Origin of the sequence: Microbacterium arborescens, assembly GCF_049707515.1 — a bacterium.
Classification (GTDB): domain Bacteria; phylum Actinomycetota; class Actinomycetes; order Actinomycetales; family Microbacteriaceae; genus Microbacterium; species Microbacterium arborescens_B.
Genome location: NZ_JBNAFI010000002.1, coordinates 473,445 through 499,344, shown reverse-complemented (window position 1 = coordinate 499,344; position 25,900 = coordinate 473,445). Strand labels below are relative to the sequence as shown.

Sequence of the window (25,900 nt, the reverse complement as noted above, 5' to 3'; positions counted from 1 at the left end):
GTCAGTACTCCCCGGCGGCCTCGGTCCAGGCCTGCTCCCACTGCGGGGCGTCGTCGGGGCAGAGGAAGCGCGTGCCGAAGACCATGATGCTCACCGCGCCCTCCCGCGAGGCGTCATCGACCGCGAGGCTGTCGATGAGCGGCGACGTCACGACGTGCGTGCGGAACGAGGTCACGTCGATCTCGTGGCTGTTCAGGATGGACGTCTCGCACGCGTCGAGCCCGAGCGCGAGCGTCACCGTCTCGGCCTGCTCCGACCACTGACCGCCGTTGGCCTCGAGATGAGCGCGCTGCTGCGCGACGAGCTCCTGCTGGGCCGGGGTTTTGGCCGTGAGCGTCGCCTGGCCCACGGGCTGCTGCTGCTCGGCGATGAAGGCGTCGCGCTCCGCGAGCGCGTCGGCGCTCATCCCACCCGCATCGCCGGTCCCGGGAGTGGCGGATCCGGTCTCCGCGGGCGCCGGCGATGTCGGCGCCGTCTCGCCACCGGGGGTCGCGGGCGCGTCGGCTGAGGTGCAGGACGACAGGAAGAAAACGCCGGCGACGGCCAGGGCGGCGACGGCCGGGGTACGGATGCGGGCGGTGATGGACATGGTGCCTCCTCGGTGAGCGGTTAGGCTATCGCCCTCACGGCGCCCGGCACCGGGGCTTGTGCTCACGTGCGAGAGCGAGGCAGACGCGCGGTCAGGCGACGGGCCAGGCGTCCGCGACGGCCTGCCGGACCTCGCCGAGCAGCTGCGGCAGCGCCTTGGTCTTCGCGATGATCGGGAAGAAGTTGGCGTCGGTCGCCCAGCGGGGAACGACGTGCTGGTGCAGGTGCCCGTCGACCCCGGCCCCCGCGACGGCTCCCTGGTTCATCCCGAGGTTGAAGCCGTCGCACCGCGACACCTCACGCAGGACGCGCATGGCCGTCTGCGTGAGCGCGCCGATCTCGGCGACCTCCTCGGGCGTCGCGAGGTCGTAGGTCGCGATGTGCCGGTACGGGCAGACGAGCAGGTGGCCCGAGTTGTAGGGGAACAGGTTCAGGAGCACGTACGCGGTGCGCCCGCGCGCGACGATGAGCCCGTCGGCATCGGACTTCCCGGGCGCGGCGCAGAACGGGCACTCGTCACGCAGCGGCTCAGGGCCGGCCTGGATGTACGCCATCCGGTGCGGCGTCCACAGCCGCTGGAACTCGTCGGGCACCCCGGCCAGGTGCGCGGCGTCCTCGACCGGGCGCGGGGTGTCCGACGTGCCGCTCACGCGAGCTGCTCCGCCGTGCCCGTCAGGTGCTCCGCCGTGTCGACGAGGGTGCGGTTCCTGATCGCAGCGAGGATGCGTTCGACCGCCTCGTCGACGGGGACGCCGTTGGTCTGCGAGCCGTCGCGGAAACGGAACGAGACCGTGCCGCCGGCACGATCCTGTTCGCCGGCGATGAGCTGCAGCGGGACCTTCTGCGTCGTGTGGGTGCGGATCTTCTTCTGCATCCGATCGTCGGAACGGTCGAGCTCAGCGCGGACGCCCGCCTTGCGCAGGCGCGAGACGATCTCCTGCAGGTAGGGCGCGTAGTCGTCGGCGACGGGGATGCCGACCACCTGCACGGGCGCCAGCCACACCGGGAAGGCTCCTGCGTAGTGCTCGAGCAGGATCGCGAAGAACCGCTCGATCGACCCGAAGAGGGCGCGGTGGATCATGACGGGACGGTGCTTCTCACCGTCGGGACCGGTGTACTCGAGCTCGAAACGCTCCGGCTGGTTGAAGTCGAGCTGGATCGTCGACATCTGCCAGGTGCGTCCGATCGCATCGCGCGCCTGCACCGAGATCTTCGGGCCGTAGAACGCCGCGCCGCCCGGATCGGGGACGAGCTCGAGTCCCGAGCCCTCCGCGACACGGCGGAGCGTCTCGGTCGCCTGCTGCCAGAGGGCATCGTCGCCGATGAACTTCGGGTTGCCGTCCTCCTTCGTCGACAGCTCGAGGTAGAAGTCGTTGAGGCCGTAGTCGCGCAGCGTCTGCAGCACGAACTCGAGGCTCCGCACGAGCTCGTCCTCGACCTGATCGGGCGTGACGTAGATGTGGGTGTCGTCCTGGGTCATCCCCCGCACGCGGGTGAGACCGGAGAGCGTGCCGCTCTTCTCGTAGCGGTAGACCGACCCGAACTCGCTCAGTCGCAGCGGCAGCTCGCGGTAGCTGCGTCCGCGCGAACGGAAGATCAGGTTGTGGAACGGGCAGTTCATCGGCTTCAGGTAGTACTCCTGGCCCTGCCGGGTGACGTTGCCTTCGGTGTCGATGGTCTCGTCGAGCTTCATCGGCGGGTACATCCCGTCGGCGTACCACTGCAGGTGGCCGCTCGTCATGAACAGGTCGCCCTTGGTGATGTGCGGGGTGTTGACGACGTCGTAGTCGTTCGCGAGCAGCTGCTCGCGCATGTACCGCTCGATCTCGTAGCGGATGATGCCGCCCTTGGGGTGGAACACCGACAGGCCGGGTCCGATCTCGTCGGGGAACGAGAACAGGTCGAGCTCGACGCCGAGCTTGCGGTGGTCGCGGCGAGCGGCCTCGGCCAGGCGCTCCTGATAGGCGCGCAGTTCGTCCTTCGACGGCCAGGCGGTGCCGTAGATGCGCTGCAGCTGCGGGTTCTTCTCGCTGCCGCGCCAGTAGGCCGCAGCGACACGGGTGAGGTCCCAGCCGTTGCCGACCAGACGGGTGCCGGGAACGTGAGGCCCGCGGCACAGGTCCTTCCACGCGGTCTCGCCGTCGCGGGTGACGTTGTCGTAGATCGTCAGCTCACCGGCGCCGATCTCGGCGGAAGCGCCCTCGGCCGCGTCCGCACCCGAACCGGGTCCGCCGGCGAGGGCGACCAGCTCGAGCTTGAACGGCTCATCCGCCAGCTCGGCGCGGGCCTCATCCTCGGTGACGACCCGGCGCACGAACCGCTGGTTCTCGCGGACGATCCGTTCCATCTCCTTCTTGATCGACTTCAGGTCCTCCGGGGTGAAGGGCTCGTCGACGCCGAAGTCGTAGTAGAAGCCGTCCTCGATGGGCGGGCCGATGCCGAGGTTCGACTGCGGCCGGATGCGCTGCACGGCCTGCGCGAGCACGTGGGCCGTCGAGTGGCGGAGAATCGCGAGGCCGTCGGGGCTCGAGACGGTCACCGGCTCGACGGCATCCGTCTCGCTGACGACCGTGGCGAGGTCCTTCAGCTCGCCGTTCACGCGCAGGGCGATCACGGAGCGGTCGGGGAAGAGGGCGAAGCCGTCGGCGGGGTACGACACGTCCGACGGGGAAACGACGTCAGTCAAGGGAACATCTCCAGATGGGTGGCTCAGATCAAGGCTACTCAGCTTCGGACGCTCGCCGCGTCCTGCCCGCTCAGGCGGACAGCGTTCGGCAGCCGGCGACGAAGCGCAGGGGCGCGAGAGCTCCGATCCGGCGTCGTTCCATGCGTCGATCCTACTCGGGCGCGCGACGGCCATCGGGGCGTCGCGCAGGGGTCATGATGGATGCCGTGAAGCTCGCCATCGCCGGAGCCGCACTGCTGCTCGTGGCGGCGGGCGCGGTGGTCTCCGGCATCCTCCCGCCGGACGACCTCGTCGAGATCGCCGAACGGGTCGCACCGATCCTCGCCTTCGTCGTCGCCGTCACGATCGTGGCGGAGCTGGCCGCGAAGGCGGGCGTGTTCGACGTCGCCGCCGCGTGGCTCGCCCGCGCCTCGAGAGGACGGACCACCGTGCTGTGGCTCCTCGTGGTGGCGCTCGCCGTCGTCGCGACCGCCTTCCTGTCGCTCGACACGACCGCCGTGCTGCTCACGCCCGTCGTCGTCGCGGTCGCACGCGCCAACGGGCTGCCGCCGCTGCCCTTCGCCTTCACGACGGTGTGGCTGGCGAACACCGCCTCGCTCGTGCTGCCGGTGTCGAACCTGACGAACCTGCTCGCGCTCGGCCGGCTGCCCGAGGGCGGACCGCTGGGGTTCCTCGTCCTCATGGGGCCGTCGGCAGCCGTCGCGATCATCGTGACGGTGGGCCTGTTGTTCCTCGCGCATCGACGCTCTCTCGTCGGGCGTTTCGAGCCGGCACCGGCGCCGCACGTCACCGACCGGATGCAGTTGGGCGTGACCTCGGGCATCGTCGTCCTCCTCATGCCGGCGCTGGTCAGCGGCCTCGAGCCGTGGATCCCCGCCACGATCGCGGCGGCCCTGCTCGTGGGTCTCTTCGCGTGGCGCTCGCCTCGCGGGCTGTCGGTGCGTCTCGTCCCCTGGCAGCTGCTCGTGTTCGCTTCGGGACTGTTCACCGTCATGGCCGCGCTCGAGTCACTCGGGTCCGCGGCGGTCATGAGCGCTGTCGCGGGCGAGGCCGGCGGGCCGTTCGAACTGTGGCGCATGGCGGGGACCGCGCTGGTCGCGGCCAACACCGTCGACAACCTGCCCGCCTATCTGCTGCTCGAATCCGCCGCGGAGACGCCGGAGCGTCTGGGCGCGCTGCTGATCGGCGTCAACGCGGGACCGCTCATCACGCCGTGGGCGTCGCTGGCGACCCTGCTCTGGCACGAACGGCTGCACGCCGTCGGCGTCGAGGTGCCCTGGCGGCGGTTCGTCCTCTGGGGGCTCGTCGCGGCGCCGCTCATCGTGGGCCTGGCCGTGGTGCCGCTCGCCCTGAGCTGAGCCTCCTCTGTCCCGCGGCGCCGGTCAGAGGCGCTCGCGCGGGCGCGTGCTCAGCTTCCGCGGCGCCGCGCAAGGCGCCCCGGATGTCGTCGACGAGTGTCACGTCAGGGTCAGGTCGACCTGGATCTCTCCCGCGAGGCGCTCGAGATCGGCCACCATCTCGGCGGCGTCGAAGTCGGCGGGCAGCCGGACGACGAGCGTCGCCTCGAAAAGCGTGCCACCGGCCATCGGAGCGTCGAGGGTGCGGCTGGTGAGCGCGTCGATGCTCAGGGCATGCGCGCCGATGGCGTCGCTCACCTCGCGGACGATGCCGGGACGGTCGTTGCCCAGCACCGTGAAGCGCAGCACCTGACCGCTCGCGGCGACGGGAGCGAGAGGCTGGTGGGTCGTGATGCGCAGGAGCCCGTCGAGCCGCTCGAGGGCCTCGACGAGGCCGGCTTCGCGATCGGCCGGCACCTCCACCAGCACGATGCCCGCGAAAGCGCCGGCGAGCTCGGCCAGCTCGCTTCGCTCCCAGTTGCCGCCATGGGCTGCGACGGTGTCGGCGAGTGTGCGGACGAGTCCTACCCGGTCGTCCCCGACGACGGTGAGCACCAGCTGAGTCATGGCGCCGAGCCTAACCGGGGGCGCCGTCGACTGCACCGTCGAAGCCACGCGGGACACCCCGGAAACGACAAAACCCCCGGCGAGCCGGGGGTTTCTCGGTGCGCGATACTGGGATCGAACCAGTGACCTCTTCCGTGTCAGGGAAGCGCGCTACCGCTGCGCCAATCGCGCCTATACAGGCTGTTCAGTTGTGAGGCGAGGTGGCGACGGGATTCGAACCCGTGTAAACGGCTTTGCAGGCCGGTGCCTAGCCGCTCGGCCACGCCACCGTGTGTGGTTCTGACCCACGTGCCGGATCACCCTGACGGGAGATCCTCGCACTCGAGCGGATGACGAGATTCGAACTCGCGACCCTCACCTTGGCAAGGTGATGCGCTACCACTGCGCTACATCCGCATTTCGTTCCGGATCGCTCCGGCACTTGTTAAACATTAGCCGACGATCGCGGGAGCGCAAAACCGGCGGCGCCCCGCGCGTGTCTCACCTGCGGGTTCGGGAACCGTCGCGGCATCCGGTATGCTCGTGTCTCGGCCCTCCGGGGCCGGCACGGGCGATTGGCGCAGTTGGTTAGCGCGCTTCCTTCACACGGAAGAGGTCGTGGGTTCGAGTCCCGCATCGCCCACCCTCCCGCCCCGCGTCGATCAACTCGACCGGGGCGTTTTACGTTGTTCTGCTCCGTCGGAAGCTCAGACGATTCCCGACACGTCGAGCAGGGAGCCCACGGTGAAGGTCGTCAGCAGTGCGAGTGCTCCGCCGAGGACCACCCGCAGGACTGGCCTCCCGGGGGCACTGCCGCCGAGGCGCGCGCTCGAATAGCCGGTGAGCGCGAGGGCCGCGAGCACCACCGCGAACGTCACCGACACGCGCGCCTCCGCCGGCGGCAGGAGTATCGCGAGCAGCGGCAGCAGCGCGCCGATCGTAAACGCGAGGGCACTGGCACCGGCGGCAGCCCAGGGGCTCACGACCTCGTCCTCGCGCAGCCCGAGCTCCGCCTCCAGGTGCGCGGCGACCACATCGTGCTCGGTCAGTTCCTCGGCCACCCGCCGCGCGGTCTCGGGCGAGAGCCCTCGCTGCCGGTACAAGCCCGCGAGCTCAGCGAGCTCCGCCTCGGGGTCGTCGGCGAGTTCGCGCCGTTCCTTCGAGATCATCGCGCGTTGACTGTCGCGCTGGCTGCTGACCGACACGTATTCGCCGAGTGCCATCGACACCGCTCCTCCGACGAGGCCGGCGATTCCGGCAGCGAAGATCGGCGCGGTCTGCGCCGTCGCTCCGGCGACACCCACGACGAGGGCGGCCGTCGAGACGATGCCGTCGTTCGCACCGAGCACGCCCGCGCGGAGCCAGTTCAGCCGGCCCGACATCGTCGAGGCGTGGGGTTCGGCCGGGTGACCTCCCGGCGCCTCGGGAAACGCTTCGTTCATGACGCCATGAAACCACCGCTCAGCCCGCGACGCGCCAGCCGTAGCGCTGCGAGAGGGCTTGCGCGACCCGCAGGTAGGTCGACCGGTCGAGCGCGCCGGCGGTGCGGCGGATGCCGGCGGCGGGCACGAGGTAGATCTGGTCGACGTCCAGCCACGACGGCCGGCGCTCGCGGTCCCAGTCCCCCGTTCCCAGCGGTACATGATCTCGCTCACCCTCGTGGGCCTTGCTCGTGAGCTTCATCGCCCAGCTGCGGGTGCCGTCGGCACGGGCCAGCACGAGCAGCGGGCGGTCCTTGCCGCGTGCGGCATCCTCTTCGTAGGGCACCCACGCCCAGACGATCTCGCCGGGATCGGGCTGCGCATCGGGCCGGGGCTCATAGGCGAGCCGCAGGCTGCGCGCGTCGGGCAGGTCGACCTCGACCACGGATGCCGTGTGCGCGGGCCCTCCCGCCGGCGCCGGGCGCGTGTCCCGAGGCGGTCGGCCGGCCTCCCGTCGCGGACGCAGCAGATCCCACACACGCGAAAGCACTCCCATGGGGCCCAAACCTACCCAAGCCGCCGCGTCCCTCGGCCTCATCCGGCAGTTCGTGTCCCTCCTCCCCCGTGAGGCGCCACGTACTGCCCACCGACCGGCGCGCAGAACACCGCACCCGGAGACGCACGAAGGCGGGGCACCGCGGATCACTCCGCGATGCCCCGCCCGGTGCGAGGTGTGCCCGATCAGACCTTCGTGTCCGACAGGGTGTAGCCGACCTCGCCGTGCACGACGGTGTCGATGCCGGCGATCTCGTCCTCGTTCTTGACGCGGAACCCGATCGTCTTCTCGATCGCCAGGCCGATCACGAAGGAGAGGGCGAACGAGTACGCCAGGACGGCGAAGGCCGCGATCGCCTGCACGAGCAGCTGGGTGGCGTCGCCGCCCATGAACAGGCCGGTGCCGTTGGCGAAGAAGCCGAGGTACAGCGTTCCGATGAGGCCACCCACGAGGTGGATGCCCACGACGTCGAGCGAGTCGTCGAAGCCGAGCTTGTACTTCAGCTCGATCGCCAGGGCGCAGGCCGCGCCGGCGATGAGGCCGAGCACGATGGCCCAGATCGGGTCGACCGAGGCGCACGCCGGGGTGATGGCGACGAGACCGGCGACGGCACCCGAGGCGGCGCCGACCGAGGTGGGCTTGCCGTCCTTGATCTTCTCGACGAGGAGCCAGGCGAGCAGAGCCGCGGCGGGAGCGGCGATCGTGTTGATGAACGCGAGAGCAGCGGTGCCGTCGGCGGCGAGCTCGGAGCCGGCGTTGAAGCCGAACCAGCCGAACCACAGCAGGCCGGCGCCGAGGAGCACGAACGGCGGGTTGTGCGGGACGTGGACGCCCTTCTGGAAGCCCACGCGCTTGCCGAGGACGAGGGCCAGCGCCAGCGCGGCAGCACCGGCGTTGATGTGGACGGCGGTACCACCGGCGAAGTCGATGGCTCCGACGCCGAACGTCTCCTGGAGACCGTGCGTGATCCAACCGCCGTACGCGAACGAGCCGTCCTCAGCGAGGCCGAAGTTGAACACCCAGCTGGCGACCGGGAAGTAGACGACCGTCGCCCAGATGCCGGCGAACAGCATCCACGAGCCGAACTTGGCCCGGTCGGCGATGGCACCCGACACGAGTGCGACGGTGAGGATGGCGAACGTCGCCTGGAAGCAGACGAAGGCCATGGGCGGGTACGCAGCGTCCTCGGGCGTCTCGAGCAGGCTGCTCAGACCGATGGCGCTCCAGTCGATCGACCAGGGTGCGACGGTGCCCTCAGCGCCGGGGAAGGCGATGGCGTACCCGAAGAGCACCCAGAGGACGCCGATCAGTCCGAGCGCGCCGAAGCTCATCATCATCATGCTGATGACGCTCTTGGCCTTGACCAGTCCGCCGTAGAAGAACGCCAGTCCGGGCGTCATCAGCAGGACGAACGCGGCCGCGATGAGTATGAATGCGGTGTTGCCTTGATCCATCTCGAAGGGAACCTCTCTGCAGGGACGCAGGTGTAGCGTCGGGTCCCTTCAGTGTCGAGGTGCCCAGTTTCCCCCGACGGCGCACTCGTGTTTCCGAACGGTTACGCGATCGCTCCCCCGGTAAACATCAGGTTTCCTCGCGCCGCGCGAGTCCTGGACAGGCGCTCAGGAATGGGTGAGAGCGACCAGGCGGGAGATGGCGCGCAGGTACTTCTTGCGGTAGCCGCCGCCGAGCATCTCGTCGCCGAACACCTCGTCGAGCGGACGACCCGTCGCACGGATGGGGATCTGCGCGTCGTAGGCACGGTCGACGAAGGCGACGAAGCGCAGCGCCGCGGACTGGTCCGTCAGCTGCGAGACATCGCGCAGTCCGACCGTCGCGATCGAGTCGACGAGGCGGATGTAGCGCGACGGGTGCACGGTCGCGAGGTGGGCGATGACGTCGGCGAAGGCATCGTCCGAGACGAACCCGGAGGCCGCGGCATCCGTGATCGCCGACTCGTACTGTTCGGGGGTGAGAGCCACGGCGTGACCGTCGACGGCGCGCTGGCGGTAGTCGGTGCCGTCGATCCGGATCGTCTCGAAGCTCGCCGACATGGCGTGGATCTCGCGCAGGAAGTCTTGCGCTGCGAACCGCCCCTCGCCGAGGGCGTTCGGCGGGGTGTTCGAGGTGGCCGCCAGTCGCGTCCCCGAGGCGACGAGCTCGCCGAGCAGCCGGGTCATGACCATGGTGTCGCCGGGGTCGTCGAGCTCGAACTCGTCGATGCAGAGAAGGTCGGAGCCGCGGAGCAGCTGCACCGTGTTCTGGTACCCCACGGCCCCCACGAGGGCGGTGTACTCGATGAACGACCCGAAGTACTTCCGGCGGGCGGGCATGGCGTGATAGATCGCCGCCAGGAGGTGGGTCTTGCCGACGCCGAACCCGCCGTCGAGGTAGACGCCGGGCTTCGTCTCGGGCACCTTCTTCGCGCGGCGGAACAGTCCGCTTCGCGCTGCCGGCGCGCCTCCTCCGGCGAAGACCTCGAGCCGGTCCTTCGCCTCCTGCTGCGAGGGGTACTGCGGATCGGCGCGGTAGGAGTCGAACGTCGCCTCGTCGAACTGCGGGGGCGGCACCAGCGCGGTGAGCATCTCCGTGCCGCTCACCTCGGGACGACGGTCGCTGAGGCGCAGGATTCCGGCGGATGTGCTCGTCACGGGTCAACCCTAACGGCGTGAAAGGATGACGCCGTGCGTGTGAGCGAGATGCTGCCTCAAACGGGCGAGAGCGCGGATTCCACGACGGATGCCGGACGGGCCTGGCTCGTCGAACGATACCGGCGAGCGCCGGGCGCGTACGTGCGCCTGAACATGGTGACGACCCTGACCGGGTCGGCGTCGGGCGGCGACGGCACGAGCGACACGATCACCAGCCCCACCGACCGCACCGTCCTCGGCATCATCCGGCGGGATGCCGACGTCGTGGTCGTGGGCGCCGAGAGCGTACGCGCCGAGGGTTACGTCGTCCCCCGCACGGCCGCCCTCGCGATCGTGTCGCGGTCCGGCCGCCTCGACGGTCACCGCCTCACGCGCGCCGACGCCGATCGTGTCGTCCTCGTGGTGCCGGAGGGGGTTCGCCCGGACGCACCGGCCGGCGTCGCCGTGGTCACCGCGGGCGCCGGACCCGACCTCTCCCCCGCTGACGTGGTCGCCGCGCTCTCGGCTCGAGGATGGGACCGCATCGTCTGCGAGGGCGGCCCGAACCTCGCGGCCCAGTTCGTGTCGGCGGGCGTCGTCGACGAGATCTGCCTCACCGTCGCGCCGCGGGTCGGACCCGTGCGGCATCCTGTCCTGCCCGTCGCAGACGAGGTGACGACCACCGTCGTGGGCGCGCTGATGGATGCCGCGGGCTTCAGCTATCTCCGACTGCGCGTCGACGCTCGATCCACTCGCGTATGACCGCGCTCCACCTCTCGGGGTCGTAGTTCCACAGCTTCGTGTGGCGCGCGGTGCGGAAGACCTCGAGCTCCACCAGGTCGGGGCGCGCCTCCGCCAGGTGATACGACGCGTCCGGAGGGACGAAGCCGTCGTCGTCGCTGTGGAGGATCAGGATCGGATGCTGCAGCTCGGCGGCTCGGGCGACGACATCGAGCCGGTCGAACGGGATGGGCGCATTGAGCCCGACCACCCGCGAACCCCAGCGGCTGTCGAGTGCCCGAACCGCGGTGCTCGCGACGGGACCCGGGATGCGCAGCAGCTGCGCCTGGTGATCGAGGACGATGCGCCAGTCGATCGCCGGCGACTCGAGCACCACACCGGCGATGACGTCGCGGTGCGCCGAGTTCAGTGCCGCCTGGAGGGCGATCGCCCCGCCCATCGACCACCCCATGAGGAAGATGCGGCGAGCGCCGCGGCGCCGAGCGGCGCCGATGGCCGCGTCCACGTCGCGCCATTCCGTGGCCCCCAGCATGTACGTGCCCGATCGGCTGCGCGGCGCCTCGCCGTCGTTGCGATACGAGACCAGCAAGGACGAGATGCCGGCGGCATGGAACACCGGCACGGCGCGAAGCGTCTCGGTCCGCGTCGTCCCCCGGCCGTGCACCTGGATGACCCAGGTGTCGCTCGGCTCGCCCGCTTCGTCGGCGGCCGGGAAGAACCACGCCGGGCAGGGCCCGAGGGGCGAGCCGATCAGCTCGGAACGGAAGGGCAGGTGAAGCTCGGACGGGTCGGAGTAGTACCAACCGCTGAACGCCGCCTCGGCCGACAGTCTGTCGTCCACACCGATCTCCGTGAGGAGCTTGCGCTTCACCGATGCCTCGTCGAGCCCGAGGACGGCACCGACCTTGATGTACGAGGCGGTCCCGGTCGTGAACAGGCCGTAGCGGCCGGGCAACTCGGTGTCGGCGGTGCGCGAGAGAGTGAGCGTCTGCGCGGCGACATCGACGGCGAGCAGCTCGGTGTCCGGGACACGACCGGCGGGCGTCACGACCTTGCGCGCAACCCGCATCGACACCGTTCCCAGCGCGGCGAGTGATATCCCGAGGGCTCCGGCGAGAGCCGCGATCGTCGTCTTCGCGGCGGTGGCTGCGGCGGGAGATGCGCCCGCAGCCCCGGCGCGCCTGGAACCCATCATCGAGGCCTCACTCTAGTCTGTCGACGTGGCCGATTCCCGTCCTCCCGCCGACGCGACGGCATTCGTCGTCGCCCGCGATGCGGTGCTGGCGATGACGTTCCGCGACGACCTGGTCGTCCGCGAGATCAGCGCCCCGACGGGACTCGCCCCGGAGGCCCTGGCGCTCGCCGGCGACGTCAGACCGGAAGCCCACGCCGTCGACTCCCCCTACGGCACCGGCCGGATCGTCATCCTCCACGACGCGGACGAGCCCGACGCCTGGGGCGGCCCCTGGCGCATCGTCGCGTTCGCTCAGGCGCCGCTCGAGCCCGAGATCGGTGTCGATCCCCTGCTCGCGGAAGTCGCCTGGTCCTGGCTGATCGACGCGCTCGACCACCGCGCGGCGTCGTTCCATTCCGTCTCCGGGACCGCGACCAAGACGCTGTCGCGCGGTTTCGGCACTCTTGCCGAGGAGGGCGACGGCGCGCAGATCGAACTGCGTGCGTCGTGGTCCCCCGTCGGAGACATCACCGCCCATATCGACGCCTGGGCGGAACTGACCTGCATGCTGGCCGGCCTGCCTCCGGGGTCGGAGGGCGTCGCCGTTCTCGGAGCACGCCGGGGGGACCGTGGCTGACTACACCGTCATCGCCGATGACGCCGGACTCGAACGCGCCGCCGCGCTGCTGGCGGCGGGCGTCGGGCCGGTCGCCGTCGATGTGGAGCGCGCATCGGGCTTCCGCTACTCGCAGCGCGCCTATCTGATCCAGGTCTTCCGCCGCGGCGCAGGCGTCCACCTCTTCGATCCGCCGGCGATCACGACCTTCGCGCCCCTGCAGGCGGCGATCGGCGACGTCGAATGGGTGCTGCACGCTGCGAGCCAGGACCTGCCCTCGCTCCGAGAGGCGGGGCTCGACCCGAAGGCGATCTTCGACACCGAACTCGCCGCCCGCCTCCTCGGGCACGCGCGCGTCGGGCTGGGCGCAGTCGTCGAGGACACCCTGGGCATCGTGCTGGCCAAGGCGCACTCCGCCGCCGACTGGTCGACCCGGCCGCTGCCGCAGTCGTGGCTCGAGTACGCGGCGCTCGACGTCGAGCACCTCATCGACGTCCGCGATGCGCTGGCACTCGAGCTCGAGACGCAGGACAAGACCGAGTTCGCGGCTCAGGAGTTCCAAGCCGTGCTCGATCGTCCCGTCAAGCCTCCGCGTGAGGATCCCTGGCGCCGCCTCAGCGGTCTGCACACCGTCCGGGGTCGCCGCGCGCTCGCCGTCGCGCGAGCCCTATGGACCGCACGTGAGGACTACGCCCGTGAACAGGACGTCGCCCCCGGACGCCTCGTCCCCGACCGCGCCCTGGTCGCGGCCCTCGCGGCCGACCCCAAGACGAAACAGGATCTCGCGAAGCTGAAGGACTTCACCGGCCGCGCGAGCCGCTCGCAGCTGGACCGGTGGTGGGCGGCGATCGAGGCGGGCCGCGCCGAGCAGTCACTTCCGCCCGACCGCATCCCCGGCGACGGCCTGCCGCCGCCCCGTGCCTGGGTCGACCGCAATCCGCCCGCGGACGCCCGTTTGAAGGCTGCGAAGCCGCTCGTCGAGCAGCGCGCCGAGGAGCTGTCGATGCCGACCGAGAACCTGCTCACCCCCGAGCTCCTGCGTCGCGTCGCCTGGGCGCCACCGGCCGAGGTCTCCGCGGAGTCGGTCGCGGCAGCGCTCGCCGAGCTCGGCGCGCGCCGCTGGCAGATTGAGCAGACCGCACAGGTGATCGCTCAAGCCTTTGTGGATTCCGTGAACGGGGATGCCGAACCGTCCTCGACCGCTTCGTAGGTTCGACCCAACCGATTTTCCGGCCTATCACCGCTCTCTAGGCTGGTGTCGATCCCATCTTCTGGAGGCAAAGTGGCCGAGATCTCGGACGTCTACTTCATCGACGGCATGCGCACCCCCTTCGGGCGCGCCGGCGAGAAGGGCATGTACTGGAACACCCGGGCGGACGACCTCGTCGTCAAAGCGATGCGGGGCGTGATCGAACGCAACCCCGACCTGCCGCTCGACCGGATCGACGACGTCGCCATAGCCGCGACGACGCAGCAGGGAGACCAGGGCCTGACGCTCGGCCGCACCGCGGCGATCCTCGCCGGTCTACCCCAGAGCGTGCCGGGCTTCGCGATCGACCGCATGTGCGCCGGTGCGATGACGAGCGTCACGACGATGGCCGGCTCCATCGGCATCGGCATGTACGACCTCGCTCTCGCGGGCGGCGTCGAGCACATGGGCCGTCACCCCCTCGGCGGGGGCGACACCGATCCCAACCCGCGCTTCCTCACCGAGAAGCTCGTCAGCGCGGATGCGCTGAACATGGGCATCACCGCCGAGCGGCTGCACGACCGCTTCCCCGCCCTGACCAAGGAGCGCGCCGACCGCTACGGCATGCGCAGCCAGCACAAGGCCCAGGCAGCCTATGACGCCGGCAAGCTGCAGCCCGATCTCGTCTCCATCGCGGTGAAGTCGGCCGACGGCGCCTGGGGCCTCGCCTCGGAGGACGAGGGTCGTCGGCCGGAGACCACGATGGAAGGGCTCGCGCAGCTGAAGACCCCGTTCCGCCCGCACGGACGAGTGACCGCGGGCACGTCGTCCCCGCTCACCGACGGCGCGACCATCAGCCTTCTCGCGGGCTCGCGTGCCGTGAAGGAACTCGGGCTCACCCCCAAGATGCGCATGGTGTCGTTCGGCTTCGCCGGCGTGCAGCCCGAGGTGATGGGGATCGGGCCGATCCCCTCGACCGAGAAGGCGCTGGCCAAAGCCGGGCTGACGATCGACGACATCGGCCTGTTCGAGCTCAACGAGGCCTTCGCGGTGCAGGTGCTGTCGCTGCTCGATCACTTCGGGATCGACGACGACGACCCGCGCGTGAACCCCTGGGGCGGTGCGATCGCGGTGGGGCATCCGCTCGCAGCATCCGGTGTGCGCCTGATGATCCAGCTCGCAGCGCAGTTCGCCGAGCGTCCCGACGTTCGCTACGGACTCACCGCCATGTGCGTGGGCCTCGGGCAGGGCGGCTCCGTGATCTGGGAGAACCCGCACTACACCGGCAAGAAGAAGGCTCCCAAGAAGTGAGGCGCGCCGACATGACCTACGACGACATCGACTTCTCCCCCCTCGACGCGCTCACCGGAGACGAGGTCGTCACGCACTCGCTCGTGCGCGATGTCCGTCTGTCCTCGGGCCGCACGCTCGCCCTCATCACCCTCGACAACGGTCGCGATCACACCCGCCCGAACACGCTCGGCCCGGCGACGCTGGCCGAGCTGGGCGGGGTGCTCGACACCCTCGCCTCCCGCGCCGCCGCCGGCGAGATCGACGCCGTGGGGATCACCGGCAAGCAGTACATCCTCGCGGCGGGCGCCGACCTGTCCGACGTGTCGCGTCTTCCCTCGACCGAGATCGCCAAGCTCGTCGCACAGCGCGGCCACCAGGTGCTCGGGCGCCTCTCGCGGCTCGGCGTCCCCTCCTTCGCCTTCGTCAACGGCCTCGCCCTCGGCGGCGGCCTCGAGATCGCCTTGAACAGCACCTACCGGACGGTGGATGCCTCCGCCGCCGCGATCGCTCTGCCCGAGGTCTTCCTCGGCCTCATACCCGGGTGGGGCGGCGCATATCTGCTGCCGAACCTCATCGGCATCGAGAACGCCCTCGAAGTGGTGATCAGCAACCCGCTCAAGCAGAATCGCGTGCTCAAGCCGCAGCAGGCGTTCGACCTGGGCATCATGGACGCCATCTTCCCCGCGGTGAGCTATCTCGAGGACTCGCTCGCGTGGGCCGACGGCGTGCTCGCCGGCTCGGTCTCCGTCAGCCGCAAGAACGAGCCGGGCAAGATCGAGCGCCTCACCAAGTGGCCGATCGCCGTCAAGGTCGCGCGCGGCATGCTCGAATCGAGGATCGGCACCGTGCCCAAGGCACCGTACCTGGCGCTCGAGCTGCTCGAGAAGGCCCGCAGCGGTTCGCGCGACGAAGGCTTCGCCCGCGAGGACGACGCTCTGGCCGAACTGATCTCGGGCGACCAGTTCGCGGCGTCGATGTACGCCTTCGATCTCGTGCAGAAGCGCGCGAAGCGCCCGGTCGGCGCGCCCGACAAGGCGCTCGCGAAGAAGGTCACGAAGGTGGGCGTGATCGGCGCGGGCCTCATGGCCAGCCAGTTCGCCCTGCTCTTCGTGCGCAAGCTCCAGGTGCCGGTGCTCATCACCGACCTCGACCAGGCGCGAGTGGACAAGGGTCTCGCCTACATCCGCGAAGAGATCGGCAAGCTCGAGGCTAAGGGCCGGATCGACGCCGACACGGCCGGCAAGCTCCGCTCGCTCGTGCACGGCACGGTCGACAAGAGCGAGTACGCCGACTGCGACTTCGTCATCGAGGCGGTGTTCGAGGAGGTCGGCGTCAAGCAGCAGGTGTTCGGCGACATCGAGAAGATCGTCGCCGATGACGCGATCCTCGCGACGAACACCTCGTCGCTCTCGGTCGAGGAGATCGGCGCGAAGCTCGCGCACCCTGAGCGTCTCGTCGGGTTCCATTTCTTCAACCCCGTCGCCGTCATGCCGCTCATCGAGATCGTGCGCACCCCGCAGACGACGGATGCCGCTCTCTCGACCGCCTTCGTGGTCGCGAGGGGCCTCGGCAAGAACGCCGTCCTGACGGCCGATGCGCCGGGGTTCGTCGTGAACCGCCTGCTGGCGAAGGTCATGGGTGAGGCGGCTCGGGCGGTCTACGAGGGCACGCCCGTGGCCGACGTCGAGAAGGCGTTCGCACCGCTCGGCCTCCCGATGGGCCCGTTCCAGCTCATCGACCTCGTCGGTTGGAAGGTAGCCGCGCACGTCCAGGACACGATGACCTCGGCGTTCCCCGATCGGTTCTATGCCAACGAGAACTTCCACCGCCTCGCCGAGCTCGCCGAGGTCGTCGAGAAGGACAAGGGCGGACGGGTCACGGGCTTCACCAAGGCCGCGGAGAAGATCGCGAAGAAGGCGACGGGCTCGTCGCCGGTGTCAGCCGACACGATCCTCCGGCGCGTGCAGGACGGCCTCGCGCAGGAGATCAGGCTCATGCTCGACGAGGGCGTCGTTCCCGAGGTCCAGGACATCGACCTGTGCCTCATCCTCGGCGCGGGCTGGCCGTTCATCGACGGCGGCGCGTCGCCCTACCTCGACCGCGAGGGCGCCTCCGAGCGCACGTTCGGCGACACGTTCCACCACCCGCCGATCCGCGGGATCGCGCACCGCTGACGCGAAGCACCCGCTCGACAGGAGAGCCCCGCGGCACGAGCGCCGCGGGGCTCTCCTGTCATGAGCCGGCGACCTGCGCGCGCTGCACCCGCAGATCGCGCTCTCGCATGTCCCGCTGTTCGATCACGATACGCCGGAGTGCGGCCGGCGCGTCCGCGTGAGCATCGAGCCACGCGGATGCCATCGCGAGGTCGTCGGCGGCCGGGAACAGCCCGCGGACGAGGCGCCGAGCGATCTCGATGCTGCGCGTCGCCCACACCTGCTCGATGCGGGCGAAATAGTCGACGTCGAAGGCCTCGATGAGATCACGACGACCGCCCGCACGGACGCCTGCGATCGTGGCATCCAGCTCGTCGTTCGACAGCGTCTCATCGGTCCAGGCCGCGCGCCACGCGGCTTCCCGGACGGCGGGATCCGGCCGCGCGGCCCGGGCGGCACGGTGGGCTCGCCGGCCCTTCGAGGTGTCGTCGCGGGTCAGCTCGGCGTCGATGTCCGTCGCCTCGGCCTCTCCCGTCGCCGCGAGCGCGAACAGCCAGCTCCACCGCAGATCCGCGTCGAGCGCGAGACCGGCCGGCGCCGCTTCGTGGCCGTCGAGCAGTTCCCGCAGCGATGACGCGCGTCCCGCGTCGGCTGCGGCTGCCGAGCCGAGTGCGCGAGCCCAGACCAGCTGCGCGTCGCTTCCCGGGGCCGCCGCGTGCAGCGCGTCCCATGTGGTGTCGAGCCAGCCCGCGGCCAACGACGGTCGCTCGGCCGGTGCCGCATAGCGGGCGATGGCGTAGTCGGCGTGGGCGAGCGCATCGGCGAGCAGGCCGATGTGGGCCTCGGCGACGGCGTGCCGCTTCACGATACGGAGGTAGCGCCCGACCCCGAGACGGGCGTCGCGAACGGCATTCCAGAGCGATGCCCACGCGACCGACCGAGCGAGCGGGTCGGCGATCGTCGACAACGAGCGCTCGAGGGCCGCGGTCGCGTCGTCGTCGAGCCGGACCTTCGCGTACGTGCGGTCGTCGTCGTTCGGGATGATGATGCCGGCAGCACTCCCCGGCAGCGGGGTGCGCGCGTCGACGAGGTCGAGCTCGATCCCCTCGCTCCGTCGCAGCACGCCGTCCGACTCGACGTAACGCCCGATCGTCAGGCGATGCGGCCGGGGGTCCGTCTGCACCACGGCGGGGCGCCCGTCCTCGACGCGCTCGACGGACAGGTCGGACATGCCCGTCGTCTCCAGCCACGCGCGGCTCCACGAGCGCAGGTCGCGACCCGACGTGTGCTCCAACGCCGACAGGAGGTCGTCGAGGGTGGTGTTGCCGTAGGCGTTGTCGGCGAAGTAGCGACGCGCGCCGGCGAAGAACGACTCCTCGCCCACGTAGGCCACGAGCTGCTTGAGCACCGAAGCGCCCTTGGCGTAGGTGATCCCGTCGAAGTTCAGTTTCGCGGCCTGCAGATCGGGGATGTCGGCGACGATCGGATGCGTCGTCGGGAGCTGGTCCTGCTCGTAAGCCCAGCCCTTGCGCCTGCTGGCGAAACTCACCCAGGCGTCCGGGTGGAGTCCGGTCGCGACCGATGCATGGGAGCCCATGAAGTCCGCGAAGGACTCCTTGAGCCACAGGTCGTCCCACCAGCGCATCGTCACGAGATCGCCGAACCACATGTGCGCCATCTCGTGCAGGATCGTGTTGGCCCGCGCCTCGTGCTGGGCGGCCGTCGATGCCCCGCGGAAGACGTAGGCCTCGGTGAAGGTCACGAGCCCCGGGTTCTCCATGGCGCCGAGGTTGTACTCCGGTACGAAGATCTGGTCGTACTTGCCCCACGGGTAGGCGAGACCGAACGCGTCCCCGAAGAACGCCAGCCCGCGGCGGGTGATGTCGATGATCTCCTCGGCATCGAGAGACGGGGCCAGCGACGCCCGGCACAGCACGCCCAGGTCGACGGCGCCCTCGGGGCCGTCCCACACCGCGTCGACGCGATGGTACGGTCCGGCCGCGACGGCGGTGATGTAGCTCGAGATCGGCGATGTCTCGACGAAGGAGACCTCGACGCCGTCCTCGATATCGTGCCGCGTCGCCTCAGCGCCGTTGGACAGCACCTGCCAGCCCGTCGGAGCGCTCACCCGCACCCGCCAGCGCGCCTTCAGATCGGGCTGCTCGAAGCACGGGTAGACGCGCCGCGCATCGGCCGGCTCGTACTGGGTGTACAGGTAGACCGCCTGGTCGACGGGATCGACGAAACGGTGGAGCCCCTCGCCCGACCGGCTGTACACCCCGCGGGCCTCGATCGACACGGTATTGGTCGCCGCCAGCGCATCGAGCCGGATCCGTGCGCCGTCCCACGACACCTCGCGGCTCTCGCCATTGACCGTCACGCTGTCGACGGAGTGCCCGAGGAAGTCCACCCACGTCTCGCCGCCGGGCGCAGCATCGAACGACAGCGTCGCGCGGGTGGCGAAGGTGGTCTCGTCGAGCCGGGCTGCATGCCGCAGGTCGAGGTCGACCTCGATGACATGGACGCGGATGTCGGCTGCGCGCCGCTGCGCGTCGGAACGGGTGAGATTCTCGCCGGTCATCCCTCCATGCTGTCACGCGCGCCCGCGCCGCTGGCCTCGCGACGATCCGACGCGCTACCATCTGAACATGTTCAGTCAACCGGAGCCCGCCGGATCGAAACGGGACCGCACACGTGCCCTCATCGTGGAGACAGCCCTCCGCTCGTTCCGCGAGCGCGGTTACGACGCGACGACGATCCGTCACATCGCCGCAGAGGCGGGAGTCTCGGTCGGAACCACCAACTACCACTTCGCCTCGAAGAACGAGCTCGTCCAGGAGTTCTATCTGCGGGTGCAGCAGGACCATGAGGCGGCGGCTCTCCCCCGGCTCGAGCAGACCCGAGACCTGAGGGAGCGCCTCGCGATCGTCTTCCACACCGGCCTCGATCAGCTGGCGCCGACGCACGAGCACGCGCCGGAGTTCCTCACGGCTGCGGTGTCGCCACGCTCATCCATCAACCCGTTGTCTCCGGAGTCGGATGCGAGTCTCGCGATCGTCGAAGGCCTCTTCCGCGCCGCGGTCGAGGGTTCCGATCACAGATTGCCCGCCGACATCGCGGCGGCCCTCCCGGGTGCTCTCGTGCTGACGCACCTGCTGCTCGCGATGTACTGGGTCTACGACGACACCACCGACCAGGCGAAGACCCGGCGCCTGCTCGATCGCGGCCTGGGGCTGCTCGGAATGGCGCTGCCGCTCGCACGTCTGCCGATGCTGCGGCGCCCGTTGCGCGAGCTCCTCGATCTGATCGCCGAGGCACGGTCGTGACGGCACGCGAGTCGACCCGGCAACCGTCGTCACCGTCGGCATCGCCACGGACGGATCTCGAGCCGCTCGCTTTCACCCGCACCGAGTTCCTCGCGGGTGCCGGGCGCGCCTGGCTCTGGACGACGCTGCTGCTCATCGCCGCCTGGGCGGTGCTGACCGGCGGATGGAGCCTGATCGTCGGCAGCGTGATGATTCTCCTGGCTTCGATCCCGGCGCTCGTTGTCGGAGCTCTCGGAGCGTATGTGCTCGGTCGCCGCCTGCGACGCTCGCCTCGCGTGGCGACGCATCTCGTCCTCTTCGTCGTGTACGGCGCCGTTGTCGGTGCTCTCACGACGATGCTCGTCGTCCCCGTGGTCACCGGCACCTCCGAGGGACTCTCGATCGTCCCCCTCTTCTCCCTCGTCAACGTGCCGCTCAGCGCGATCGGCGTCGCGAGCGCCTGGTTCGTCACCATGCGGCGGGCGCTGCGAGCCGACGCCGCGGCGGCGCGCGACGACAGCTTGCCGACAGCCGACCCGGATGCCGCCGCCGAGGACGCCCTCGATGAGCGCTACCGGGTGATCGACCCCCGTCAGCGCCCCCGGGGCTGAGGCTCGCCGTCGGTCGCGTCGGCCCCGGCGCGCGGCGCGTCGGGCCAGTCCTGACCACCGTCTGCACTCGGACGGGCGACGGGGATGCGGGTTCCGAGGACCTGCGCGACGACGTCGTGAGCGATCCTGGCCGCGGTGAGTCCGGCATCCTCGAAGATCTCGTCGCGCTCGGCGTGGTCGATGAACTCGTCGGGCAGTCCGAGCTCGTCGACGGCCGTGTCGACCCCCGCCTCGCGCAGCACCTGGCGGATGCGCGTGCCGATGCCACCGACCCGGATGCCGTCCTCGATCGTGATGACCAGACGGTGGCCCGCGGCCAGTTCGACGACCGAATCCGCGACGGGGACGACCCAGCGCGGGTCGATGACCGTCGCTCCGATCCCCTGCGCGCGCAGTCGCTCGGCGACGTCCATGCCGAGTCGCGCCATCGGACCGATGCCGACGATGAGGACGTCGTCCGACTCGCCGCGGACGAGCACGTCGGTGCCATCGGGCAAACGCTCGAGCGCAGGCAGATCCGCGCCGACGGAGCCCTTCGGGTAACGCACGACCGTGGGCGCGTCCTCGACCGCGACGGCCTCGCGGAACGTCTCACGCAGGCGTTCGGCGTCTCGGGGCGCGGCGATCCGGATGCCGGGCACCAACTGCAGCATCGCGAGGTCCCAGATGCCATGGTGGCTCGGCCCGTCGGGGCCGGTGACCCCGGCGCGGTCGAGCACGAACGTCACGCCGGCGCGATGCAGGGCGACGTCCATCATCAGCTGGTCGAACGCGCGGTTCATGAACGTCGCGTAGATCGCCACGACGGGATGCAAGCCGCCGAAGGCGAGACCGGCGGATGCTGCGACCGCGTGCTGCTCGGCGATCCCGACGTCGAGCACCCGATCGGGGAAGCGCTGGGCGAATGGGAGGAGACCCGTGGGCCGCAGCATCGCCGCGGTGATCGCGACGACGTCGCCCCGGTGCTCCCCTGCCGAGACGAGCTCCTCGGCGAAGACATCGGTCCAGCTCGTCGCACCGCTCGCGCTCATCGGGCGTCCCGTCACCGGGTCGATCTTGCCGACCGCGTGGAACTGGTCGGCCTCGTCGAGGCGCGCCGGTTCGTAGCCGCGCCCCTTCTCCGTGATGGCGTGCACGATGACCGGAGCCCCGTAGGCCTTCGCCATGTCGAGCGTCTCGATCATCGCCTCGAGGTCGTGCCCGTCGACGGGGCCGAGGTACTTGATGTCGAGATTGGAGTAGAGCGCCTCGTTGTTCACGAAGCGCGAGAGGAATCCGTGAGTGCCGCCGCGCATGCCCCGGTACACGGCCCGCGCGGCGGGCCCGAGCCGTCCGAACAGCGAGGCGGAGCCTTCGTGGAGGGACCGGTAGCCCTCGGTGGTCCGGACCTTGTTCAAGAAGCGGGCCATCCCACCGATCGTCGGGGCGTAGGAGCGCCCGTTGTCGTTGACCACGATCACGAGGTTCCGGTCGTTGTCATCGGAGATGTTGTTCAGGGCCTCCCACGTCATCCCGCCCGTCAGCGAACCGTCGCCCACGACGGCGACGACGTGGCGATCGGTGCGACCGGTGCGGGCGAAGGCACGGGAGATGCCGTCGGCCCAGCTCAGCGAACTCGACGCATGCGACGATTCCACGACGTCGTGCTCGCTCTCGCTGCGCTGCGGGTAGCCCGCCAGGCCACCGCGCGAGCGAAGACGCGAGAAGTCCTGTCGACCGGTGAGCAGCTTGTGCACGTAGGACTGATGGCCCGTGTCGAACACGATCGGATCGTGCGGGGAGTCGAACACGCGGTGGATCGCCAGTGTCAGCTCCACGACCCCGAGGTTCGGGCCGAGGTGACCGCCGCTGCGCGCGACGTTCTCGACGAGGAAGGCCCGGATCTCACTCGCGAGCGCCTCGAGCTCGGGGATCGAGAGGGCGTCCAGATCGCGCGGGTGCGAGATCGAGGAGAGCAACGACATCCCGCTCCTCCTTCCGTCGGGTGGCGGCAAGTCTAATCAGCCGGATGCGCGAGAGGCCGGAGCTCGACGCTCCGGCCTCTCGTGCGCTATCGCGGCTCGGGTGGGCTCAGACGAGCGAGCGCAGCACGTACTGCAGGATGCCGCCGTTGCGGTAGTAGTCGGCTTCACCGGGGGTGTCGATACGCACGATCGCGTCGAACTCGACGGTCTGCTTGCCCTCGGGCGAGAACTCGCTCGGCTCGGCGACGACCTTGACCGTCTTGGGGGTCACGCCCTCGTTCAGCTGCTCGAGACCGGTGATCGAGATGACCTCCGTACCGTCCAGCCCCAGCGACTTCCAGCTCTCGCCGGCCGGGAACTGCAGCGGGACGACACCCATGCCGATGAGGTTCGAGCGGTGGATGCGCTCGAAGCTCTCGGTGATGACGGCCTTGACGCCGAGGAGGTTGGTGCCCTTGGCCGCCCAGTCGCGCGACGAACCCGAGCCGTACTCCTTGCCGCCGAAGATGACCAGCGGGGTGCCCTGCGCCTGGTAGTTCTGGCTCGCGTCGTAGATGTACGACTGCGGGCCGCCTTCCTGGGTGAAGTCGCGCGTGTAGCCGCCCTCGACGACCTTGCCGTCGTTCACGGCTGCCGTGAGCTCGTTCTTCAGGCGGATGTTCGCGAAGGTGCCGCGGATCATCACCTCGTGGTTGCCGCGACGCGACCCGTAGGAGTTGAAGTCCTTCTGCGCGACGCCGTGCTCGGTCAGGTACTGCGCGGCCGGAGTTCCGGCCTTGATGTTGCCGGCGGGGCTGATGTGGTCGGTCGTGACCGAGTCGCCGAGTGCTGCCATGACGCGCGCGCCCGTGATGTCGCTGACCGGGGTCAGCTCCATCTGCATGCCGTCGAAGTACGGGGCCTTGCGGACGTACGTCGAGTCCTGATCCCACTCGAAGACCGGGCCGGTGGGAGTGGGCAGGTTCTTCCAGCGCTCGTCGCCGTCGAAGACGGTCGCGTACTGCTTGATGAACTGCTCGCGCGAGATCGACGAGTCGATGATCTCCTGCACCTCGTCGGTGCCGGGCCAGATGTCCTTGAGGAACACGTCGTTGCCCTCGGCGTCGGTGCCGAGCGGGTCGGTCTCGAAGTCGAAGTTCATCGATCCGGCCAGCGCATAGGCCACCACGAGAGGCGGCGACGCGAGGTAATTCATCTTGACGTCCGGGCTGATGCGACCCTCGAAGTTGCGGTTGCCCGAGAGGACGGCCGTCACGGCGAGATCGTTCTCGTTGATCGCCTCCGAGACCTCCTCGATGAGGGGTCCGGAGTTTCCGATGCAGATCGTGCAGCCGTAGCCGACCGTGTAGAAGCCGAGGTTCTCGAGGTCCTTGTCGAGACCGGACTTCTCGTAGTAATCGGTGACGACCTTCGACCCGGGGCCGAGCGTGGTCTTGACCCACGGCTTGCGCTTGAGTCCGCGCTCCCCGGCCTTGCGCGCCAGAAGACCGGCGGCGATCATGACCGACGGGTTCGAGGTGTTGGTGCACGACGTGATCGCGGCGAGGGTCACGGCGCCGTGGTCGAGGAGGTAGCTGTCACCCGAGGGCTGCGTGACCTTGACCGGCTTCGAAGCCGCGTGACGCGCGCCGCTCGAGAGCAGTCCCGCGTGGGCGTGCTCGTGCTGGTGGGAGATCGTGTCGTCGGAGAGCGTCTCGTGCTCGACGCCCGGGGAGTTGCCGGGGTCGGAGGCGGGGAAGGTGCCCTCCACCTCGACCGCCTCGTCGGCGGGCGTGGCGTAGTTGAGGATGTCCTTGGCGAACTGCTCCTTCGACTCCGACAGCAGGATGCGGTCCTGCGGGCGCTTGGGGCCCGCGATGGAGGGCACGACGGTCGAGAGGTCGAGCTCCATGTACTCGCTGTAGCTCGCCTCGTTCGCGGGGTCGTGCCAGAGCGACTGCTCCTTGGCGTACGCCTCGACGAGGGCGACGGTCTGCTCGTCGCGTCCGGTCAGGCGCAGGTAGTCGAGGGTCACCTCGTCGATGGGGAACATCGCTGCCGTCGACCCGAACTCGGGGCTCATGTTGCCGATGGTGGCGCGGTTCGCGAGGGGGACGGAGCCGACGCCGGCGCCGTAGAACTCGACGAACTTGCCGACCACGCCGTGCTTGCGCAGCATGTCGGTGATGGTCAGCACGACGTCGGTGGCGGTCACACCGGCGGGGATCTCGCCCGTGAGCTTGAAGCCGACGACGCGAGGGATGAGCATCGACACGGGCTGGCCGAGCATCGCGGCCTCCGCCTCGATGCCGCCGACGCCCCAGCCGAGCACGCCCAGGCCGTTGACCATCGTGGTGTGCGAGTCGGTGCCGACGCACGTGTCGGGGTAGGCGCGGAGGACGCCGTCGACGTTGCGGTCGTAGATGACCTTGGCGAGGTGCTCGATGTTGACCTGGTGGACGATGCCGGTGCCCGGGGGGACGACCTTGAAGTCGTCGAAGGCGCCCTGACCCCAACGCAGGAACTGATAGCGCTCACCGTTGCGCTCGTACTCGATCTCGACGTTGCGCTCGAGGGCGTTCTCGCTGCCGAAGAGGTCGGCGATGACGGAGTGGTCGATGACCATCTCGGCCGGCGAGAGCGGGTTGATCCGCTTCGGGTCGCCGCCGAGAGCGGTCACGGCCTCGCGCATGGTCGCGAGGTCGACGATGCAGGGCACCCCGGTGAAGTCCTGCATCACGACGCGTGCCGGCGTGAACTGGATCTCGGTGTCGGGCTCCGCGGCGGCATCCCACGACCCGAGCGCGCGGATCTGCTCCTGCGTGACGTTCGCGCCGTCCTCGGTGCGCAGGAGGTTCTCGAGGAGGACCTTGAGGCTGAACGGAAGGCGGTCGTATCCGTCGACCGTGGCGATACGGAAGATCTCGTAGTCGGTGCTGCCGACCGTCAGGGTGCTCTTGGCTCCGAAGCTGTCAACAGTGGACACGTCTGCTCTCCTTCATCGGCGGGCCGCGCGCTCGCGCGCACTGTCCCATCATCCCCCTCGCCACACCC

At 69.8% G+C, this 25,900-nt stretch carries 20 protein-coding genes and 4 tRNA genes; 9 read left to right on the top strand and 15 right to left on the bottom strand.

Annotation, left to right across the window (positions count from 1 at the left end):
• Position 1: 1 nt before the first annotated feature.
• The 3 genes from ACPYN5_RS06360 to thrS all read right to left on the bottom strand — a co-directional run bounded on the left by ACPYN5_RS06360 (position 2) and on the right by thrS (position 3,274).
• On the bottom strand, positions 2-589 hold the full coding sequence (locus ACPYN5_RS06360; RefSeq protein WP_424448132.1) for a hypothetical protein: 588 nt from the start codon (positions 587-589) through the stop codon (positions 2-4).
• A gap of 91 nt (positions 590-680) precedes the next feature.
• Entirely contained in the window at positions 681-1,238 is a 558-nt protein-coding gene (locus tag ACPYN5_RS06355; protein WP_424448131.1) for an HIT family protein, read from the bottom strand.
• On the bottom strand, positions 1,235-3,274 hold the full coding sequence (gene thrS / locus ACPYN5_RS06350) for a threonine--tRNA ligase (protein WP_424448130.1): 2,040 nt from the start codon (positions 3,272-3,274) through the stop codon (positions 1,235-1,237). The genes ACPYN5_RS06355 and thrS overlap by 4 nt, the downstream gene beginning before the upstream one ends.
• A gap of 197 nt (positions 3,275-3,471) precedes the next feature.
• Between thrS and ACPYN5_RS06345 the strand changes: the two genes are divergently transcribed.
• Entirely contained in the window at positions 3,472-4,632 is a 1,161-nt protein-coding gene (locus ACPYN5_RS06345; RefSeq protein ID WP_424448129.1) for an SLC13 family permease, read from the top strand.
• A 99-nt stretch (positions 4,633-4,731) separates the two neighbouring features.
• Here the strand turns inward: ACPYN5_RS06345 and ACPYN5_RS06340 are convergent, their stop codons facing one another.
• The 4 genes from ACPYN5_RS06340 to ACPYN5_RS06325 form a co-directional block, all read right to left on the bottom strand.
• Positions 4,732-5,238 (bottom strand): glycine cleavage system transcriptional repressor, encoded by a 507-nt coding sequence (locus ACPYN5_RS06340; RefSeq protein ID WP_424448128.1) that lies wholly within the window; start codon positions 5,236-5,238, stop codon positions 4,732-4,734.
• A 99-nt stretch (positions 5,239-5,337) separates the two neighbouring features.
• Positions 5,338-5,409: transfer RNA gene (locus tag ACPYN5_RS06335), tRNA-Val, on the bottom strand.
• Between the two features lie 27 nt (positions 5,410-5,436).
• Positions 5,437-5,507, bottom strand: a tRNA-Cys gene (locus ACPYN5_RS06330).
• Positions 5,508-5,562: 55 nt separating this feature from the next.
• Positions 5,563-5,634: transfer RNA gene (locus tag ACPYN5_RS06325), tRNA-Gly, on the bottom strand.
• Between the two features lie 152 nt (positions 5,635-5,786).
• Between ACPYN5_RS06325 and ACPYN5_RS06320 the strand changes: the two genes are divergently transcribed.
• A tRNA-Val gene (locus tag ACPYN5_RS06320) sits at positions 5,787-5,860 on the top strand.
• A 64-nt stretch (positions 5,861-5,924) separates the two neighbouring features.
• Here ACPYN5_RS06320 and ACPYN5_RS06315 read toward each other — a convergent pair.
• From ACPYN5_RS06315 to zapE, 4 genes are all read right to left on the bottom strand, one after another.
• Positions 5,925-6,659, bottom strand: a complete 735-nt coding sequence (locus ACPYN5_RS06315) for a VIT1/CCC1 transporter family protein (RefSeq protein WP_424448127.1) — start codon at positions 6,657-6,659, stop codon at positions 5,925-5,927.
• Positions 6,660-6,678: 19 nt separating this feature from the next.
• Complete coding sequence (locus tag ACPYN5_RS06310; protein WP_424448126.1) at positions 6,679-7,083, bottom strand: type II toxin-antitoxin system PemK/MazF family toxin; 405 nt, start codon at positions 7,081-7,083, stop codon at positions 6,679-6,681.
• Positions 7,084-7,379: 296 nt separating this feature from the next.
• Positions 7,380-8,648: an ammonium transporter gene (locus ACPYN5_RS06305; protein WP_424448125.1), complete on the bottom strand. Its 1,269-nt coding sequence runs from the start codon at positions 8,646-8,648 to the stop codon at positions 7,380-7,382.
• 165 nt (positions 8,649-8,813) lie between these two features.
• Complete coding sequence (gene zapE / locus ACPYN5_RS06300; protein WP_424448124.1) at positions 8,814-9,842, bottom strand: cell division protein ZapE; 1,029 nt, start codon at positions 9,840-9,842, stop codon at positions 8,814-8,816.
• Between the two features lie 33 nt (positions 9,843-9,875).
• Between zapE and ACPYN5_RS06295 the strand changes: the two genes are divergently transcribed.
• Positions 9,876-10,583, top strand: coding sequence for a dihydrofolate reductase family protein (locus ACPYN5_RS06295; RefSeq protein WP_424448123.1), 708 nt, complete (start codon positions 9,876-9,878; stop codon positions 10,581-10,583).
• On the opposite strand, the gene ACPYN5_RS06290 is transcribed toward ACPYN5_RS06295, so the two are convergent.
• Complete coding sequence (locus tag ACPYN5_RS06290) at positions 10,537-11,757, bottom strand: alpha/beta hydrolase family protein (RefSeq protein WP_424448122.1); 1,221 nt, start codon at positions 11,755-11,757, stop codon at positions 10,537-10,539. The genes ACPYN5_RS06295 and ACPYN5_RS06290 overlap by 47 nt on opposite strands.
• Positions 11,758-11,782: 25 nt before the next feature.
• Between ACPYN5_RS06290 and ACPYN5_RS06285 the strand changes: the two genes are divergently transcribed.
• The 4 genes from ACPYN5_RS06285 to ACPYN5_RS06270 all read left to right on the top strand — a co-directional run bounded on the left by ACPYN5_RS06285 (position 11,783) and on the right by ACPYN5_RS06270 (position 17,008).
• On the top strand, positions 11,783-12,373 hold the full coding sequence (locus tag ACPYN5_RS06285) for a DUF3000 family protein (RefSeq protein WP_424448121.1): 591 nt from the start codon (positions 11,783-11,785) through the stop codon (positions 12,371-12,373).
• Positions 12,366-13,562: an HRDC domain-containing protein gene (locus ACPYN5_RS06280; protein ID WP_424448120.1), complete on the top strand. Its 1,197-nt coding sequence runs from the start codon at positions 12,366-12,368 to the stop codon at positions 13,560-13,562. Before ACPYN5_RS06285 ends, ACPYN5_RS06280 begins: the two co-directional genes overlap by 8 nt.
• A gap of 72 nt (positions 13,563-13,634) precedes the next feature.
• Positions 13,635-14,852, top strand: a complete 1,218-nt coding sequence (locus tag ACPYN5_RS06275) for a thiolase family protein (protein ID WP_424448119.1) — start codon at positions 13,635-13,637, stop codon at positions 14,850-14,852.
• A gap of 11 nt (positions 14,853-14,863) precedes the next feature.
• A complete protein-coding gene (locus ACPYN5_RS06270) occupies positions 14,864-17,008 on the top strand; it encodes a 3-hydroxyacyl-CoA dehydrogenase NAD-binding domain-containing protein (RefSeq protein WP_424448118.1) in 2,145 nt (714 codons plus the stop codon).
• Positions 17,009-17,066: 58 nt separating this feature from the next.
• On the opposite strand, the gene pepN is transcribed toward ACPYN5_RS06270, so the two are convergent.
• A complete protein-coding gene (gene pepN / locus ACPYN5_RS06265; RefSeq protein WP_424448117.1) occupies positions 17,067-19,568 on the bottom strand; it encodes an aminopeptidase N in 2,502 nt (833 codons plus the stop codon).
• 67 nt (positions 19,569-19,635) lie between these two features.
• On the opposite strand from pepN, the gene ACPYN5_RS06260 reads away from it, so the two are divergent.
• Complete coding sequence (locus tag ACPYN5_RS06260) at positions 19,636-20,313, top strand: TetR/AcrR family transcriptional regulator (protein WP_424448116.1); 678 nt, start codon at positions 19,636-19,638, stop codon at positions 20,311-20,313.
• Entirely contained in the window at positions 20,310-20,903 is a 594-nt protein-coding gene (locus ACPYN5_RS06255; protein WP_424448115.1) for a hypothetical protein, read from the top strand. Before ACPYN5_RS06260 ends, ACPYN5_RS06255 begins: the two co-directional genes overlap by 4 nt.
• Here the strand turns inward: ACPYN5_RS06255 and dxs are convergent.
• Both dxs and ACPYN5_RS06245 read right to left on the bottom strand, forming a co-directional pair.
• Entirely contained in the window at positions 20,885-22,867 is a 1,983-nt protein-coding gene (gene dxs, locus ACPYN5_RS06250; RefSeq protein ID WP_424448114.1) for a 1-deoxy-D-xylulose-5-phosphate synthase, read from the bottom strand. The two genes, ACPYN5_RS06255 and dxs, sit on opposite strands and share 19 nt — an antisense overlap.
• 106 nt (positions 22,868-22,973) lie before the next feature.
• Positions 22,974-25,832 carry an aconitate hydratase gene (locus ACPYN5_RS06245; protein ID WP_424448113.1) on the bottom strand — a complete coding sequence of 953 codons (2,859 nt, stop codon included), beginning with the start codon at positions 25,830-25,832 and terminating at the stop codon, positions 22,974-22,976.
• Positions 25,833-25,900: the final 68 nt, after the last annotated feature.

What these genes read in the sequence shown, in the direction of transcription:
- ACPYN5_RS06260 (WP_424448116.1), top strand. Translation starts at nt 19,636, where the DNA reads ATGTTCAGTCAACCGGAGCCCGCCGGATCGAAACGGGACCGCACACGT.
- ACPYN5_RS06290 (WP_424448122.1), bottom strand. Translation starts at nt 11,757, where the DNA reads ATGATGGGTTCCAGGCGCGCCGGGGCTGCGGGCGCATCTCCCGCCGCA.
- ACPYN5_RS06345 (WP_424448129.1), top strand. Translation starts at nt 3,472, where the DNA reads ATGGATGCCGTGAAGCTCGCCATCGCCGGAGCCGCACTGCTGCTCGTG.
- ACPYN5_RS06315 (WP_424448127.1), bottom strand. Translation starts at nt 6,659, where the DNA reads ATGAACGAAGCGTTTCCCGAGGCGCCGGGAGGTCACCCGGCCGAACCC.
- ACPYN5_RS06340 (WP_424448128.1), bottom strand. Translation starts at nt 5,238, where the DNA reads ATGACTCAGCTGGTGCTCACCGTCGTCGGGGACGACCGGGTAGGACTC.
- ACPYN5_RS06305 (WP_424448125.1), bottom strand. Translation starts at nt 8,648, where the DNA reads ATGGATCAAGGCAACACCGCATTCATACTCATCGCGGCCGCGTTCGTC.
- dxs (WP_424448114.1), bottom strand. Translation starts at nt 22,867, where the DNA reads ATGTCGTTGCTCTCCTCGATCTCGCACCCGCGCGATCTGGACGCCCTC.
- pepN (WP_424448117.1), bottom strand. Translation starts at nt 19,568, where the DNA reads ATGACCGGCGAGAATCTCACCCGTTCCGACGCGCAGCGGCGCGCAGCC.
- ACPYN5_RS06360 (WP_424448132.1), bottom strand. Translation starts at nt 589, where the DNA reads ATGTCCATCACCGCCCGCATCCGTACCCCGGCCGTCGCCGCCCTGGCC.
- ACPYN5_RS06270 (WP_424448118.1), top strand. Translation starts at nt 14,864, where the DNA reads ATGACCTACGACGACATCGACTTCTCCCCCCTCGACGCGCTCACCGGA.